The 15,315-nt window shown below is 61.0% G+C and carries 11 protein-coding genes; 9 read left to right on the forward strand and 2 right to left on the reverse strand.

What is annotated here, in order from left to right; all coding sequences use genetic code 11:
- The first annotated feature begins 138 nt into the window (after nucleotides 1-138).
- From ELQ88_RS17135 to ELQ88_RS17150, 4 genes are read left to right on the forward strand one after another with little or no spacing between them, the layout of a single operon-like run.
- The gene (locus ELQ88_RS17135; RefSeq protein WP_138966526.1) at nucleotides 139-2,211 is read left to right on the forward strand and encodes a type VI secretion system tip protein VgrG; all 2,073 of its coding nucleotides are present in this window, start codon (nucleotides 139-141) and stop codon (nucleotides 2,209-2,211) included.
- A 34-nt stretch (nucleotides 2,212-2,245) separates the two neighbouring features.
- Complete coding sequence (locus tag ELQ88_RS17140; RefSeq protein ID WP_161599970.1) at nucleotides 2,246-3,079, forward strand: DUF4123 domain-containing protein; 834 nt, start codon at nucleotides 2,246-2,248, stop codon at nucleotides 3,077-3,079.
- On the forward strand, nucleotides 3,076-6,498 hold the full coding sequence (locus ELQ88_RS17145; RefSeq protein ID WP_138966528.1) for a toxin VasX: 3,423 nt from the start codon (nucleotides 3,076-3,078) through the stop codon (nucleotides 6,496-6,498). The genes ELQ88_RS17140 and ELQ88_RS17145 overlap by 4 nt, the downstream gene beginning before the upstream one ends.
- On the forward strand, nucleotides 6,491-7,672 hold the full coding sequence (locus tag ELQ88_RS17150) for a DUF6708 domain-containing protein (RefSeq protein WP_228761624.1): 1,182 nt from the start codon (nucleotides 6,491-6,493) through the stop codon (nucleotides 7,670-7,672). Before ELQ88_RS17145 ends, ELQ88_RS17150 begins: the two co-directional genes overlap by 8 nt.
- Nucleotides 7,673-7,857: 185 nt before the next feature.
- Here the strand turns inward: ELQ88_RS17150 and ELQ88_RS17155 are convergent, their stop codons facing one another.
- The gene (locus ELQ88_RS17155; protein ID WP_128870327.1) at nucleotides 7,858-8,316 is read right to left on the reverse strand and encodes a YMGG-like glycine zipper-containing protein; all 459 of its coding nucleotides are present in this window, start codon (nucleotides 8,314-8,316) and stop codon (nucleotides 7,858-7,860) included.
- A gap of 92 nt (nucleotides 8,317-8,408) precedes the next feature.
- Nucleotides 8,409-8,582, reverse strand: coding sequence for a hypothetical protein (locus tag ELQ88_RS34140; RefSeq protein ID WP_161599971.1), 174 nt, complete (start codon nucleotides 8,580-8,582; stop codon nucleotides 8,409-8,411).
- A 118-nt stretch (nucleotides 8,583-8,700) separates the two neighbouring features.
- Between ELQ88_RS34140 and ELQ88_RS17160 the strand changes: the two genes are divergently transcribed.
- The 5 genes from ELQ88_RS17160 (at nucleotide 8,701) to ELQ88_RS17180 (ending at nucleotide 15,306) form a co-directional block, all read left to right on the forward strand.
- Nucleotides 8,701-10,254 carry a TolC family protein gene (locus ELQ88_RS17160; protein WP_138966530.1) on the forward strand — a complete coding sequence of 518 codons (1,554 nt, stop codon included), beginning with the start codon at nucleotides 8,701-8,703 and terminating at the stop codon, nucleotides 10,252-10,254.
- Entirely contained in the window at nucleotides 10,251-11,390 is a 1,140-nt protein-coding gene (locus ELQ88_RS17165) for an HlyD family secretion protein (protein WP_138966532.1), read from the forward strand. The genes ELQ88_RS17160 and ELQ88_RS17165 overlap by 4 nt, the downstream gene beginning before the upstream one ends.
- Nucleotides 11,380-12,420, forward strand: a complete 1,041-nt coding sequence (locus ELQ88_RS17170; RefSeq protein ID WP_138966534.1) for a DUF2955 domain-containing protein — start codon at nucleotides 11,380-11,382, stop codon at nucleotides 12,418-12,420. Before ELQ88_RS17165 ends, ELQ88_RS17170 begins: the two co-directional genes overlap by 11 nt.
- Nucleotides 12,421-12,642: 222 nt before the next feature.
- A complete protein-coding gene (ppk2, locus tag ELQ88_RS17175) occupies nucleotides 12,643-13,464 on the forward strand; it encodes a polyphosphate kinase 2 (RefSeq protein WP_138969537.1) in 822 nt (273 codons plus the stop codon).
- Between the two features lie 48 nt (nucleotides 13,465-13,512).
- Nucleotides 13,513-15,306: a SulP family inorganic anion transporter gene (locus ELQ88_RS17180; RefSeq protein ID WP_138966536.1), complete on the forward strand. Its 1,794-nt coding sequence runs from the start codon at nucleotides 13,513-13,515 to the stop codon at nucleotides 15,304-15,306.
- Nucleotides 15,307-15,315 lie beyond the last annotated feature (9 nt).

Raw genomic sequence — 15,315 nt, forward strand, 5'->3', positions numbered from 1 at the left:
AATTTCCGACGTGATCAGTGGATTTTTCCGGCATTCATTCTTGCCCCTTCTTGTTAGTGTGCCCGCCAATTTCGCGTGCACAGACCATGGACGGTTTGGACATCGCGCTTCATTTCCTCTCTGCTTAAGGAAAAGCGTATGTTCCAGTCGGCCAATACGGCGCATTTTTCGTTGCACATCCCCACGGTTCGTAACGATTTCAACGTCCTCGCCTTTGACGGTGTCGAGGCCATCAGCGCCTTGTATGCGATCCACGTGGAACTGGTCAGCGAACACCCGGATTTCGATCTGGAGAGCCTGCTCGGCCAGCCCGCGTTTCTCCAGTTCGGTCTTGATGGCGAAGGCCTTCATGGCCGTATCGAAGACGTATTGGTGGGGGAGGCCGGCAAGCGCCTGACCCGTTATCACCTGACCCTGGTCCCGGCGTTGCACTACCTGCAATTCAGCCACAACCAGCGGATTTTCCAGCACCTGACCGTGCCGCAAATCATCGCTCAGGTGTTCAAGGGCCACGGCATTCAGGCCGATGCGTTTGCCTTCCATGTCAGCACCAGTCCCGAGCGCGAGTACTGCACGCAATACGGGGAAAGCGACTTCGAGTTCGTCCAGCGCCTGTGCGCCGAGGACGGCATCGCCTGGCATCATCAGCATTCGCCAGACGGTCATCTGCTGGTGTTCAGCGACGACCAGACCTGGTTCCCCAAACTGGGCGAAACCCCTTATCAGCAAGACTCCGGCATGGTGGCGGACAACCCGGTCGTCAGCCAGTTTTCCCTGCGTCTCAGCACCCGCACCAGCACGGTCACGCGCCGGGACTATGACCTGAAACGGCCGAGTCTGCTGCTGGAGAGCCGCTTCAGCGCCGAGTTCAGCCCTGAGCTGGAAGACTATCGTTACCCGGTGTTCATCAAGAACGAAAGCCGCGGCAAACAACTCGCTCGCCAAGCCTTGGAGCGGCACCGTGCCGATTACCGGTTGGCCGAGGGCAAGAGTGATCAACCCGCGCTGCGCAGCGGTTACTTCTTCGACTTGACCGAACACCCGCGCAAAACCTGCAACGATTTGTGGTTGCTGGTAAGCCTTCATCACGTTGGGCGACAACCTCAATCACTGGAAGAGGCCATCACCAGCGACGTCAAACCTGAAGACGACTTTACCCAAGGCTATCGCAACAGTTTCAGCGCCATTCCCTGGGACGTGTTTTATCGGCCACCGATACCTGCACAAAGACCGGCGCTGGTCAGCCAGACCGCCCGGGTCACCGGGCCTGCCGGCGAAGAGATTTATTGTGATGAGCATGGCCGTGTCCGGGTCGAGCTACCTTGGGATCGGGCCGAACTCAACAGCGAAAAAAGCAGCTGCTGGCTGCGGGTTTCATCCAGTTGGGCGGGAGAAAACTTTGGCGCGGTGACCATCCCGCGCATCGGCATGGAAGTCGTCGTCACCTACCTGGAAGGTGATCCCGACCAACCGTTGATCACCGGGTGTGTGGTCAACAAAGTCAACTCCGCAGCGCATCCATTGCCCGAGCACAAAACCAAAACCGTCTTGCGCAGCCACAGCTCCCCGCACACCGGGGGTTACAACGAGCTGTCGCTGGACGACCGCGCCGGGCAGGAACAAATCTACTTGCGGGCGCAGCGCGATATCGAGCAACTGATCCTCAACGATAGCGACACCAAAATTGGCAATGACCGTCGCGAACAGATCACTCGCGACAGCCACAGCCTGATCAGCAACGACCGTTTCGAACAGGTGGACCACCACAGCGCCAGCCTGATCAAGGGCGACGAGTTGCACACCACCCAAGGCGTGCGCAACACCGTGATCGGCGGCGATGAACTGATCACCATCACCGGCAACAGCAGCACGACGGCAGGCGGCACCTTGGTGATCCAGGCCGGTGCGCAGGCCCACGTCACCGCGGCCAACGTGGTGATCGATGCGGGGATGAGCCTGACGCTCAAGGCCGGCGGTCATTACATCGTGATCAATTCGGGCGGAATTTTCAGCAGTGTGGCCATTGTCCAGGGTGGGGTACCCATGGCGGGTCTCCCGCCACTCCTGGCGTTGTCGGCTGAACAAGCTGCATCAGTCGCCCTTCAAGTGCCCTTGTTACCTCAGACGCAGCGTTTGGCCCTGATGGCCCAAAAGCCGATCTGTGCGGTTTGCGAAGCCGCTCAACAACAGCGTGGTCAAGCCAATGTTTGAATTACCGCCTCTGCCTGACGATTTGCCTTGGACGATGCCTGGCTACTTGCTCCTTGATGGTGTCAGCGCGTCAAACCTGGCGCAGCGTCTGCTCCCCTGGGATAACCCGGCGTATTGCCTGTACCGAGGCTCGCGCTGGCAGGAATTGTCGGACATTTCGCCGTATTTGATCTCGCTCAAAGGTGCGCACGATCCACTGCTGGCGTATTACCAGGAAAACGCCGCACTTGAATGGGGCTATCTGCTGTTCAGTGAGGTTGACGCGCTGATGCTCTGTCAGCATTGGCGTCGCCTGCTGACCGTCGAACACCCGAGTGGTATTGAGCTAATGCCGCGTATAGCCGACCCAGCGGTCATCCATCAATTGCTCGGTCTTGCACAGAAAGCGCAGACCGCACGCTGGTTTGGCCCCATTGAACACGTGTGTTTGCCCGATAGTCTTCAAGCGACCTGGCACCTGCATGCACGTCCCGATCACGCCGCGCCAGACTCCGCCGACACCTATCGGCTGACAGACCAGGAACTCACGGCGCTGGGGGGTGTTGAATTCCGTTGTTCGGTATTTGGCTTGAGTGATCACTTGCACACGTATTTTCCCGAGTTTATGGCGTCATACCCGGTGCGAGAGCACCTGCGTTATGCCCAACAAGTGGCTCAAGAGGCTTACCGGCAGGGCTTCACGTCGGAGCAGGAAATCACCCTCTACGCCAATGTTCTCGGTTATTTGGCCGGGCAACCGTTGGCCGATCACCCCGACATCGTCGAGCTGCTGACGGTATCCACGGCGCAATCCCCCTTGAAGCGTTTGCAACGCGCTGCCGAACTGGCTCAAAGCCGTGCCGCCGACCCACAAGGAAATCGACTGTGACCGCCCGACAACCGCCAAAAATCTGTGCCAACACCGCCGCCATGGCCAAGAGTGCCAAGGACGTCCGTTCACCCATCGGGCTGTGCCCCTTGATGGGCCAGAAAGTGCAGCTGCTGCCGCTGCGCTACGGTCTGGTCGAAAGCCTCGACCCCTCGTCCGAACTGACCCTGCCGTTCTCACTGGACAGTCAGCCCCTGGGCATCCGCCTACTGCGTGACGGCTACCTGTACATCATCGATAACGGCACCGGCTATCTACACGAATACCGCATTGAACAAGGACAGATCAGCAAATTGCTGTGGCAGGGCCCGGAAGTGGCTGGCGATACGCGCACCACGTCGGTTGGCGAGCCGCATTTGGTCTTCACCCGACAACACGTGTTATTTGCCAGCTATTCGGAAATTCAGTGGACGGCTTACAAGTGTTCGCAAGTGCTCAAGGACAACATCGAGCGTGAGCGCTTGATGCAACGCATCGAGCCGGCCAGTGCCTGTCCGGCCAATGGCGGTCCCGACTTGTTGAGTAAACAGCAGGCTGGAAAGTGGCTGGGGGAAGTGGCGCAGCACACCCCGAACACCAAGGCATTGCCCGAAGGCGCCGACCCGCAAGAGCGTCAGCCCTACGGCTGGGAAGACACGCCGCTGTTTAAGGAAACTGCGATTGAAGCGCTCACCAGCAAAGTGCTCGGTCCTTATCAGGACGATTACCTGTTTTTGGTCTTGCGCGATGACATTGGCGTCATGCGCGATCTGGCCAGCGCACAACTGAAGGTGGCCGACTGGATTGAGCAATGGAGCGCCGACGATGCCGCCCAGCGCCAATACCTCACCGGCGCCTACATCCAGTCTTTGTATGAGATGAGTCCGGCGCGTCTGGAGGCCTTGGCCAACACGGATCCCGATGTCAAAGCCCTGCAGGAGGACCTCAACCCGCAACAGCAAACAGCAGTTCATGATTACTTACGGGCCAAACGCGAACATAACGGGCAGTCAATCTATGGCGACGAACAGTATTGGCGAAAGGCGACAAGCAGCCCTTACGCACGCGCCTTCGTCAACCTGCTCGATGGCCTGGGCGAAGTGCTTTGGCAAAAACATCGAAGCACCATCGCCGCCCTCCACGTGCGAACCTGGGAAGCGTTGTACGGCGAGGCCATCGGGGAGCGTGGCATTGATCACCTAATCAACCGGGCGGACATGCAAGCGTTCGTCCGCCAGCAGCAAACGCTACTCAGCCATTGGCAAAAGCGCCTTCAGACCATTCGCGAAGATCGCTTGAACATGATTACCGGTGGCTACTTTCACCGTGCCGCCTGGTATTACGATTTCGAGCAAAACGCGCAAATCCAGCATCGCCTGGAAGCCGAATTCGTCTGCGTGGCGGCCCTGTGCGGTAATCGCGCCGCGACTGAAAAACTCGCCGCCTTCCTCGAGCAACACCCGCTCACCGTCGTGCCGGGGCTGGAAACCCTGACCCTCGCCGATCAACTGGATGTGAGCAAGAAGCTCCTGGATCTGAGCAACTTCTCGATCCGGGTCGCCACGGCGCAGGACAGTCTGGCCAGCGTCAATGCGCTGGCCAATCAATTCAACAGCCTGATGACCGAACGGCTGCCCAACTATGTGGATCTGAATACGCGATTCAGGGGGCTGCAGAGTTTATTGGATGGGGCGTATAACCCGGCCAGGCAACTAAAGAATGCGGATAAACTCGATTTAGCACTTCGCGATTTTCATCTAGGAAATCATGTAGACCCCCACAGCTTCCTCCGTGACCTCGGCAAGCCGGCACGCCTGCAACTGTTGCGCGAATTTTCCCGCAGCGGCTTGACCCTGCGGGCGGCGTCGGCTTACGAAATCCAGGCGTTCAACCAGACCCGGGATGCCGCCCTCGACCTGCGTGGCCAGCTCAAGGAGACTTACAAACTGCGCCATCGTGAGTTGTCGCGGCAACTCTACGGCTTGACCGCACCGGGCAGCGAGCAGGTTTACAACCAGCGCATCAATCAACTCAAGGCCAGGCTCGCGCCGTTGGAAGACAGCCTCAGCCGGGCCTTGACCGTCGGCAGTGGCAGCGGCAGTCCGGGGCAAATCGGCACAGTGGTCGATGGCATGGCGCCGCCACTGCGTGATGAAATGCACCGTACTGTGCGGGACTTCCGCGCGACGGGGACGTTTGGCAAACCGCTGAGTAGCGCCCTGAAATCCGGAGGGGACGGGATTGCGCTGTTGCTGTTTGTGTATCAGGGGCAGAAGTTTGTTGAGGCGTTGAGTGCGCTTGGTAAAAAAACTGATCGTTCGTTATCAGACTTGGGAGTTTTCGTTGAGGCATTCGTTGTGATGTCGGCTGCCGGGTTTGCCGCGGTACAGGGCTTGTCAATAACGATCTTGCAGGCGCATATCGAACAAATGGACAGTGCCACCGGCAAGCTCAACACCATGAGCCGCCTGGGACGCTGGGCGGGCGCTACAGGTTTTGGAGCATTCTTTTTTGGTGGTGTGGCTGCCCTTACCGATTCCGTTAAACACTCTCGGCAATGGACTAAAGCACTGGCTGAAGGCAATCCCCAGGGCTTGGCGGCCACGACCCTGCAAATCGCTGGCGACGGCATTCTCGTGGGCACCAACACCTGGGGCGCCAGACACACGACGTCGATCATCAGCCAGATCCTCAAGAAACCCGTCGAACTGCGGGCCCTGGCCTGGGCCGAAGCCAGTCCTCGGCTTGTGAGCATTGGCGTCAAAGCCAATCTGGTCGGTTTGATCGGCACGGCCCTGCAACTGACGGGCGAAGGTTTCTACAACTACTTCAACCTGGACGCATTGCAAAAATGGCTGCAAGCCAGTGCCTGGGGGACGCAAAACCTGCAGCGCAGCCTGCCCGAGGACTGGAGCGCCCTGGCCAGGGTAGTGCAACAACCGACCTGTGAGCTGGTGCGCGAAGGCCAGCGCACGTACCTGCAACTGCGACTGCCCGGTGTCCGCACCCGGGAAATGGACAGTCGCCAATTGCAGTTGCAGGCCTATCAGCAAACCCGCGATCGGGATCTACCTCGGCCCTACAGTCCGCACTTACCGCCCGCCCGCTGGCAGGAAAGCAGCGCGGCATGGGCTGCTGTTGCCGTTGTCGTCAGCCGGGAAGAAGAGGCGCTGACCCTTCAGCTGCCGATCGGCGAAGCCCAGCAAACGTCGGATTTCGCCCTGGCCCTCAACATCGGTTATCAACTGGAAGCCGAGCGCGAGTTGATTCACCGCACCTGTTTTGTCCTGCGCGACCTGCGCATCGCGACGGAGCGAGGCGTACGGTTGCCGGCCCAGGGTCGGTTTACGCTCGACGCCGTGGAAACCTTGCCCAGTGGCACAGGCAAGGCCCCTTACTGGTTTTTCACCCGAGACGAAATGGCGGCGATCGATGATTAGCAGACTGTTCAAACGCAAAAAACCGCCAGACACCTCAGAGTCGGCTCTGGACATTCGCAGCCAACGGCCTCGTGCCGGGGAGTTGCGGGTCAGGGGCTTGAATGAAACCCTGTTTTTAGCGCCGTTGCCGGTGTACACCGGGCAGGCGCAAGTCTCTCGGCGTAATTTTTCGGCGATGAACGAGACCTACCTGGAGTTGGGGGGGAGTAACCGGGGGATAGTGGAACAGGGGAAAATCCTGGCTACTGGAATTTGGTTTGTTTTGTTTACAGCTTTTGTTATGCCCGTGCTTATTTGTCTATGGCTTGTTGCTTTTAGCCCTCCGGAGATTGACCGACAGTTTTTCGATATTGTCGGGGATGCTGTGCAGGTATTCGCCACAGGATCTCTCACAGCCATCCTCCCCATCGGCGCCTTCATCTACGGCATGCTCTCCAACGTCCGAACCCTGGCCAAAAGCTACCCGGTCCGCTTCAACCGCCAACGCCGCGAAGTCTGCTATATCGACGACACCACCCATCGGGTGCTGATCGTGCCTTGGGAGAGCGTGGTGGCCTGGGTCGCCCGCAGCCAGGGCGTGACCAGTTACGGCGCGATGCGTGATTACACCTTCGGCATGGGGCTGGAAGACGAAGAACGCGACACCGTGCAGTTTATATTGTCGGCCCAACCCAGCGATGCGCATGCGCTGGGCATGTGGACGTCGATCCGCAACTACATGGAGGACGGGGAACTGGTCGATACGCCCAACCCCATGTTTGCCATATTGAACATCACCCTGTCCGAGGACGAGCTCAAACCTTATGAAGGACTGCACACCTTTGAAGTCGAACGGCTCGATGCCAGGTTTATGGGCGATCTCGATGACGCCATGGATGACGCATACCGCAAACGTTATGGCTACCCCCAGCCCACAAAATGGCCCCTGCGCTGGTGGTACGTTCGTCGAGTGTTGACCTTCTGGAAAATGCCCTACCTGATCGCCGAATGGGCCCACCGCAAGGGCCGCCCGACCCTGCCTGAAAGCGTGCAAGCCTGGTCGCAACCGCTGCCCCCCGAACAATGGGCCCAGCCCAGCCCCGCCCTGCAAAAAGCCAACGTTCAGGTCAAGACCGCCATGGACAAAAAAGGCGCGAACTTCGTCGACGCCTGCAAGGCGGCGGGGCTGCATTGAACCCGCCGCCATACCTGGCCTGGTAGCCGACTGATTTGGCGCTAGCGGAACAGAGGGGGCGCGAAGCGATCTTGATCTAAAACCAGTAGCGCTCGCACCTGTCCTTAAATAAAAAACGCCCAGTGCGGTGCATCGGGCGTTAGGGTGAAACAGATGTAAACCTATTTCAGGACTAGACATTATATCTAGGGTGTTACCTGATAACCGCGCTGCTGCATGCAACTGGCGTAGGCGGAAGAAGCGGCAGCCGTATTCTGTTCAGCACTGCGGCGATCCTGGCGACGGTCCTGACGTTGCCGGGCTCCGCCGACCACCGCGCCGGCCACCGCGGCATCCTTGGCTTTGTTCTGCCTATATTCCTGTTTGACATCGTCATCGACCCGGTCATAAAACTCGTCATGCTGACGACCGCGCGCCCCGGCCACCGCTGCGCCCGCGACTGCACCCGTGGCGGCACCACGGACCCGTCCACCTGATTGAGGGCTGGTGCTGGTGGTACCGCCGGCCTGAGCCTGGCACGCGCCTATGTCTTGCTGGATGATGTCCGGGGACTGCCCTTTGAGCGGCGTCACGGTCTCGGCCGTGGCGCACAGGCAGACCATGGAGAGCATCGTTGCGATGCAGGGTGAGAAGGACGTTTTCATAAAGACTCCACTGCTGACGAAGTGCCCTGGCGTTGCGGCCCCCGGGAGGACGCGCTGTAGCCTGGTTTGCACCCCTGACCGGATGTTCTACGTTAGGCCGCTTCTGCATTGACGACCCGCGCTTTTCGAATAAAACCCGCCACACCGACCATTGCGGCAAGGGCTACCAACAGCCAGGAGCCCAACATCACACAGAGAATGATGATCCCCAACTTGAAGCGCCAGCCGGCTGAATGGGCCTCCACAGTAGCCTGGGTCGTATTCATGGGGATCGTACCTGTTAACCGGTCGCTGCAGAGGCGGCGGTGTTTAAAAAGCTTAGCAGCCGTTTGCCCGTTTGGGCGTCTATGCTCCAGTGAACTTCGTCGGCCGGGAACAGCGTAAATGCAGTCACGTAGAGCCTTGCTGTTTCGGCCAGGCCGGCTCCTGCTGCTTGGTGCACTGGGTCTTTGCGGCTGCGTACGACTCGGGCCGGATTTCCAGGCGCCTGGCGAGGCCTGGGTCAAACACTGGGGTAGCCCGGCCCTCGAGCAATCCAGTCAACGCAGCCTGAACCCGGATCTGCGGCAGTGGTGGCAAGTCTTCGCCGATCCGGTCCTGGACCAGTTGATTGCCGAAGCCGATGCGCACAACGCCGACCTGGAAATCGCCGGTCTGCGGGTGATGGAAGCCCGCGCCCAGCTGGGTATCGCGCAAAGCGGACGTTACCCGCAGATGCAGCAGGCCAGCGCCGACAGCCTGTACATCAACCGTCGGCAATTCGGTGGCAGCAACCCGCAGGACAGTCATTTCTGGCAACACAGCGCTGCCTTCGACATCGGCTGGGAGCTGGACTTCTGGGGGCGCTTCAGTCGCGCCATCGAGTCGTCCGACGCCAGCTACTTCGCTGCCCAGGCCAACTATGAAGACGTGCTGGTGTTGCTGCGCGCGCAAGTGGCCGAGACCTATTTCTCGCTGCGCACCACTGAAGCCCGTTTGCGTGTTGCCCGGGAAAACGCCGAGCAGCAAAAGCGCAACTTCGAGATCACCGAAAAGCTGTTCAACAGTGGCCAGCAGGCCGAACTCGACCTGCAACAGGCCAAGACCCAGTACCTGGGCACCTTGAGCACCATTCCCAATTTCGAGGATCAGTTGCAGCGCACCCGTAATGCCTTGGCGGTGCTGATCGGGCAACCGCCGGGCGCATTGCCGCAGCTGACCGAGCATCCAGGACTGATTCCGCTGGTCGATCGCGCGGTGCTGCAGGACGTGCCGGCCAACCTGTTGCTGCGCCGGCCCGATGTGCGCGCCGCCGAGCTGAATGTCGCCGCCCAGTCCGCGCTGATCGGCGTGGCCGTTACCGACTTCTATCCATCGCTGACATTGCTTGGCAGCATCGTCTGGTCGGCCGACACCCTCAGTGGCACCTCGCGCAGCCTGGATTTTATCGGCGGCCCCAGCCTGCGCTGGAACCTGTTCGATCACGGCCAGATCAGCAACAACGTGCGGGTGCAGGACGCGCGGTTGCAGCAGTTGATCGAGGCTTACCGCGACAAGGTCCGCCAGGCTGCACGGGAAGCGGATGATGCTGCCTTTGGCCTGATCAAATCCCTGGAGCGCGAACGCATCCTCGGTGAAGCCGAATTGTCCGCCAAGCGGTCGCTGGTGCTGGCCAGCGTGCAGTACCGCGAAGGCTACTCGGACTTTCAGCGGGTGCTGGATGCGCAGCGGGCCTTGCTCGAGCAACAGGACAACTACCTGGTGGCCCGCAGCAATGCGGTGAGCAATGCGATCGCCTTGTACAAAGCCCTCGGCGGTGGCTGGTACAGCCCCCGCCCGACAGTGGATCCGGCGACTCGCCAACAGATGGAACAACGCACCGACTGGGGTGATCTGCTGGAGGAGTCTGCCACCCCGGCACCCGCCTTTCCGATGTCTTACCAGGAACAAGCACCATGAGTGAAGCTCCGCGGCCCGCGTCCGAGACACCTGTCAGCCCGGCACCGGCACCTGTCGCCGACCCGACAAAAAAAGGCATCAAGTGGGTGCTGCTGGTGATCCTCCTGAGCCTGGCCTGGTACCTGTTGGCCGACCGATACACGCCCTATACGCAACAGGCCCGGGTGGGCGCCTTTGTGATTCCGGTGGCCTCGGAGGTGGCGGGGCGGGTGACCCGGGTCAACGTGCGCAACAACCAGGACGTCAAGGCCGGTGAACTGCTGTTCGAGGTCGACCCGCAGCCGTACCAGATTGCCGTCGACCGTGCGCGCGCCGACCTTGAATCGACCCGCCGGCAGATCGGCGCCAGCACCGCCGGCATTGCGGCCGCGCAAGCCAACTTGCGCGCCGCCCAGGCCAATGAGCTCAAGGCGCGGCAGGACAATCAGCGCCTGGAAGGCTTGTACCGCGAAGACCCCGGGACCATTTCCGTGCGCCTGCTGGAAGTGTCGCGCTCCACCCGCGAACAGGCGATCAGCCAGGTCGCCGCCGCCCGTGCCGAAGTGCAGCGCGCGCGTGAACAGGAGGGCGGCAGCGACGAAGACAACGCCACGTTGCGCAGCGCGGCCGCGGCGCTGTCAAAAGCCGAGCTGGACTTGGCCAACACGCAGATCCGCGCCCGCTCATCCGGGCTGGTCACCGATTTGCGCACCGATGTCGGGCAGTTTGCCGGGGCCGGCAGCCCGGTGATGACCCTGATCGCCATCCATGATGTATGGATCAGTGCCGACATGACCGAGAACAACCTCGGCCTGGTCAAGCCCGATACGCCAGTGACGATTGTGCTGGACGCGTTGCCGGGCGAGCTGTTCGAGGGGCGTGTGCGCAGTGTCGGCTACGGCGTCAGTGTCGGCCAGACACCCGCGCCCGGCACGCTGCCCAGCGTGCAGAACAGCCGTGACTGGCTGCGCCCGGCGCAACGTTTTCCGGTGATCATCGAGTTTTCCGAGGAGTCGTGGACCCGACTGCGCGACAGCGGTGCCGTCCGTGCCGGCGGGCAGGCGGAAGTCATGGCGTTCCCCACCCAGGGCAATCTGCTGAATCACCTGGGCCGGTTGTTTGTCGGCCTGATGAGTTGGCTATCGTATGTCTACTGAGCGCTCGCCCCGGGCGCAGCGCGCACTGCGCCTGGCCACGGGCACCGCGCTGAGCCTCGCCGCCAGCTTTGGCCTGGGGTTGCCGATTCCTTTTTTGGCCCCGGTGCTGGCCGTTTTGCTGCTGGCCACACTCAATCGACCGTTGCCGTTCAAGGCGGGCCTGGTACTGGCCCTGGCCGCGCTGTTGACCACCGCCATCGGCCTGCTGTTGATCCCGATCCTGCGTTATTACCCGGTCAGTGGCGTGCTGTTGATCGGCGTGTGTCTGTTCCTGGCTTTCCGCTATGGCTTGCGGGGTGGCAACAACCTGATCATGACCTTTCTGGTGATTGGCCTGACCATGATCTCGTCGGCCGGCGTCGCCGATTTCGAGCTGGGCGCCCTGGTCATCGGGGCATTGGTCAAGGGGTTGCTGCTCGCGGTGCTGGTGCTGGCGTTGAGTCACTGGCTGTTTCCCGACCCGGCCAACGCCCCGTCACCCCCGGCCTCGCCGATCTTGCCAGCCGACGAGGTGGGCCGGGTGGCGCTGCGCACCACCCTGATCGTGCTGCCGACCTTCCTGTTGGCGCTGATCGATCCCGCCAGTTACCTGCCGATCATTCTCAAGGCCGTCAGCCTGGGTCAGCAGAGTTCGACGGCGACCGCCCGCAACGCCGGCCGCGAATTGGTCGGCTCGACCTTGTTCGGTGGCCTCCTGGCCATCCTGTTCTGGTGCGCCCTCAGCCTGTTCGTGCACCTGTGGATGTTCTTTCTGTGGATGCTGCTGTTCGCCCTGGTGCTGGCGCGCAAGTTATATGCGCTGAGCCCGACCCGCTTCAGCCCGGGATTCTGGCTCAACAGCCTGATCACGATGATTATCCTGCTGGGCCAGTCGGTACAGGACAGTGCGGCGGGCAAGGACGTCTACACCGCCTTTGCCGTGCGCATGGGGTTGTTCATCGTTGTCACGCTGTATGCCTGCCTGATGGTCAATCTGCTCAGCCAGCGTCGCGGCGGATCGCCCGGTAGCACCACGTCAACTCGGTGTTGAGGGTGAAATCATCGACTAAACTCACTCGGTTGGTCATGGAGAACACAACGGCCGCCCACAAACCTGGAGGAGCGAGCTTGCTCGCGATAGTCGCCGGAACACCGCGTATTATCCAGCAAGCACGCGTTATCGTTGACGACCATCGCGAGCAAGCTCGCTCCTACAAAGGCGCGGCGATCTGCCAATCGGTCGTCATCTACCGGCATTTGTGAGGTCTTTTCAATGGCAAAGGACAAGAAGAAAGCCCCTAAGAGCAAGCCCGCTGAAAGCCCGAAACTGAAGAACAAAGTTTATCTTGAACAGCTGCGCGGCCTGCACGTCGAAATGGTCAAGTTGCAGGAATGGGTAAAGGCCAAGGGCGCCAAGATCTGCATCATCTTCGAGGGGCGCGACGGGGCCGGCAAGGGCGGGACGATCAAGGCGCTGACCGAAAGGGTCAGCCCACGAGTGTTTCGGGTGGTGGCGCTACCGGCACCGACCGATCGCGAGAAAAGCCAGATGTATGTCCAGCGTTACCTGCCGCACCTGCCCGCGGCGGGCGAAGTGGTGATCTTCGACCGTAGCTGGTACAACCGCGCGGGCGTCGAGCGGGTGATGGGGTTCTGCACCAAGGAGCAGGTCGACGGTTTCCTGAAAACGGCACCGAATGTGGAGCGGGCCATTGTCGATTCGGGCGTCATCCTGCTCAAGTACTGGCTGGAAGTCAGCCCGCAAGAGCAGACCCGCCGGCTTGAAGCGCGGATCAAGGACGGCCGCAAAATCTGGAAGCTGACCCCGATGGATCTCAAGTCATACAGCCGCTGGTATGACTACTCGCGGGCGCGCGACGACATGTTCATGACCACCGATACCGAACATGCGCCCTGGCTGGTGGCCAACTCGAACGACAAGCGGCGGGCCCGCCTCAACATCATCAGCGATTTGCTCAGCCGCATTCCCTACGAGGAAGTTGCGCGCGAGAAGGTGATCTTGCCCAAGCGGCAGAAGCCGGGTGGCTATCGCGAACCGGATTATCCGCTACGACGAATTCCCGAAAAATTCTGACGGCTCGTTCAAGTCTGTCTGCGTTGCACACCAAGGGGTCGCAGTGCCATGAGCCAATCGGATAGTTTGCCCCCCTTGCCGGAACCGGGGCGGATTGCGCGTCGCGAGTCGAGCGCAGATCAGGCCGGCTGGAGCCGCTGGCTGCCGGGACTGCAAACCCTGCGCGGATACAAGATGGCCTGGTTGCGGCACGACCTTGTGGCCGGACTGGTGCTGACCACCATGCTGGTGCCTGTCGGTATCGCCTATGCGGTGGCATCGGGCGTACCCGGCATCTACGGTCTCTACGCGACCATCATTCCGCTACTGGCTTATGCGCTGTTCGGGCCCAGCCGGATTCTGGTGCTGGGGCCGGACTCTTCGCTGGCGGCCGTGATCCTCGCCGTCGTCCTGCCACTGTCCGGCGGTGATCCGCAACGGGCCATTGCCCTGGCCGGCATGATGGCGATCGTGTCGGGGGCGGTGTGCATCCTGGCGGGCATCGCGCGCCTGGGTTTCGTCACCGAACTGCTATCCAAACCGATCCGCTACGGCTACATGAACGGTATCGCGCTGACGGTATTGATCAGTCAACTGCCCAAGTTTTTTGGTTTTTCGATTGAGTCCGACGGCCCACTGAGAAACATCTGGGCAATCGCTACGGCGGTGATGGATGGGAAAACCAACTGGACCACGTTCATGGTTGGCGCAGCCACCCTGTCAGTGATCCTGCTGCTCAAGGGCCACAAACGGATACCGGGCATTCTGATCGCCGTGGCAGGCGCGACTGTCGCCGTGGCTGTGCTGGATCTTGCGGCGCGGAACGGGGTGAAGGTGCTAGGCTCGCTGCCCCAGGGGCTGCCGGCCTTCGCCATCCCCTGGATCACCAGCGCCGATATCGTCCCCGTGCTGATCGGCGGTTGCGCCGTCGCCCTGGTGTCATTCGCCGACACCAGTGTGCTTTCACGCGTCTACGCGGCGCGCACCCGTACCTACGTGGACCCGAACCAGGAGATGGTGGGACTGGGCGTCGCCAACCTGGCCGCCGGTTTGTTCCAGGGGTTTGCGATCAGCAGCAGTTCGTCCCGCACCCCCGTGGCCGAGGCCGCAGGCGCGAAAACCCAGCTAACCGGCATCGTCGGCGCGCTTGCCGTGGCCTTGCTGCTGGTGGTGGCGCCGAACCTGTTGCAGGATTTACCCAATAGCGCATTGGCTGCAGTGGTGATTGCCTCCGCCATCGGCCTGATCGAGGTGAGCGACCTGCGACGAATCTATCGCATCCAGCGCTGGGAGTTCTGGCTGTCGATCGTCTGTACCGTTGGCGTGGCCGTGTTCGGCGCGATTGAAGGCATCGGCCTGGCCATCGTCATCGCCGTCATCGAGTTTCTGTGGGATGGCTGGCGGCCTTATTCGGCGGTGCTGGGCAGCACCGATACCGTCAAGGGCTACCACGACATCAAGCGCTACCCCGAGGCGCGCCTCATACCCGGTCTGGTGCTGTTTCGTTGGGATGCACCCCTGTTCTTCGCCAACGCCGAGCTGTTCCATGACCGGGTCCTGGATGCCGTGGCGACGTCGCCCACGCCGGTGCGCTGGCTGGTCGTTGCGGCGGAACCGGTCACCAGCGTCGACGTGACCTCTGCGGACATGCTGGCTGAGCTGGACGAGACCTTGCACGGGGCGGGCATAAAGTTGTGCATCGCCGAGATGAAGGACCCGGTCAAGGACAAGCTCAAGCGATTCGGGCTGTTCGCGCGGCTGGGTGAGGCGGCGTTTTTTCCAACGATAGATGATGCAGTCGACAGCTATCTGGTGATTCATCCGCAGGATTCGCCAGCTTCACTGGACCGTCATCAGCGTTGAATCCCAGTG

It is taken from the genome of Pseudomonas sp. MPC6 (assembly GCF_006094435.1).
Lineage (GTDB): Bacteria > Pseudomonadota > Gammaproteobacteria > Pseudomonadales > Pseudomonadaceae > Aquipseudomonas.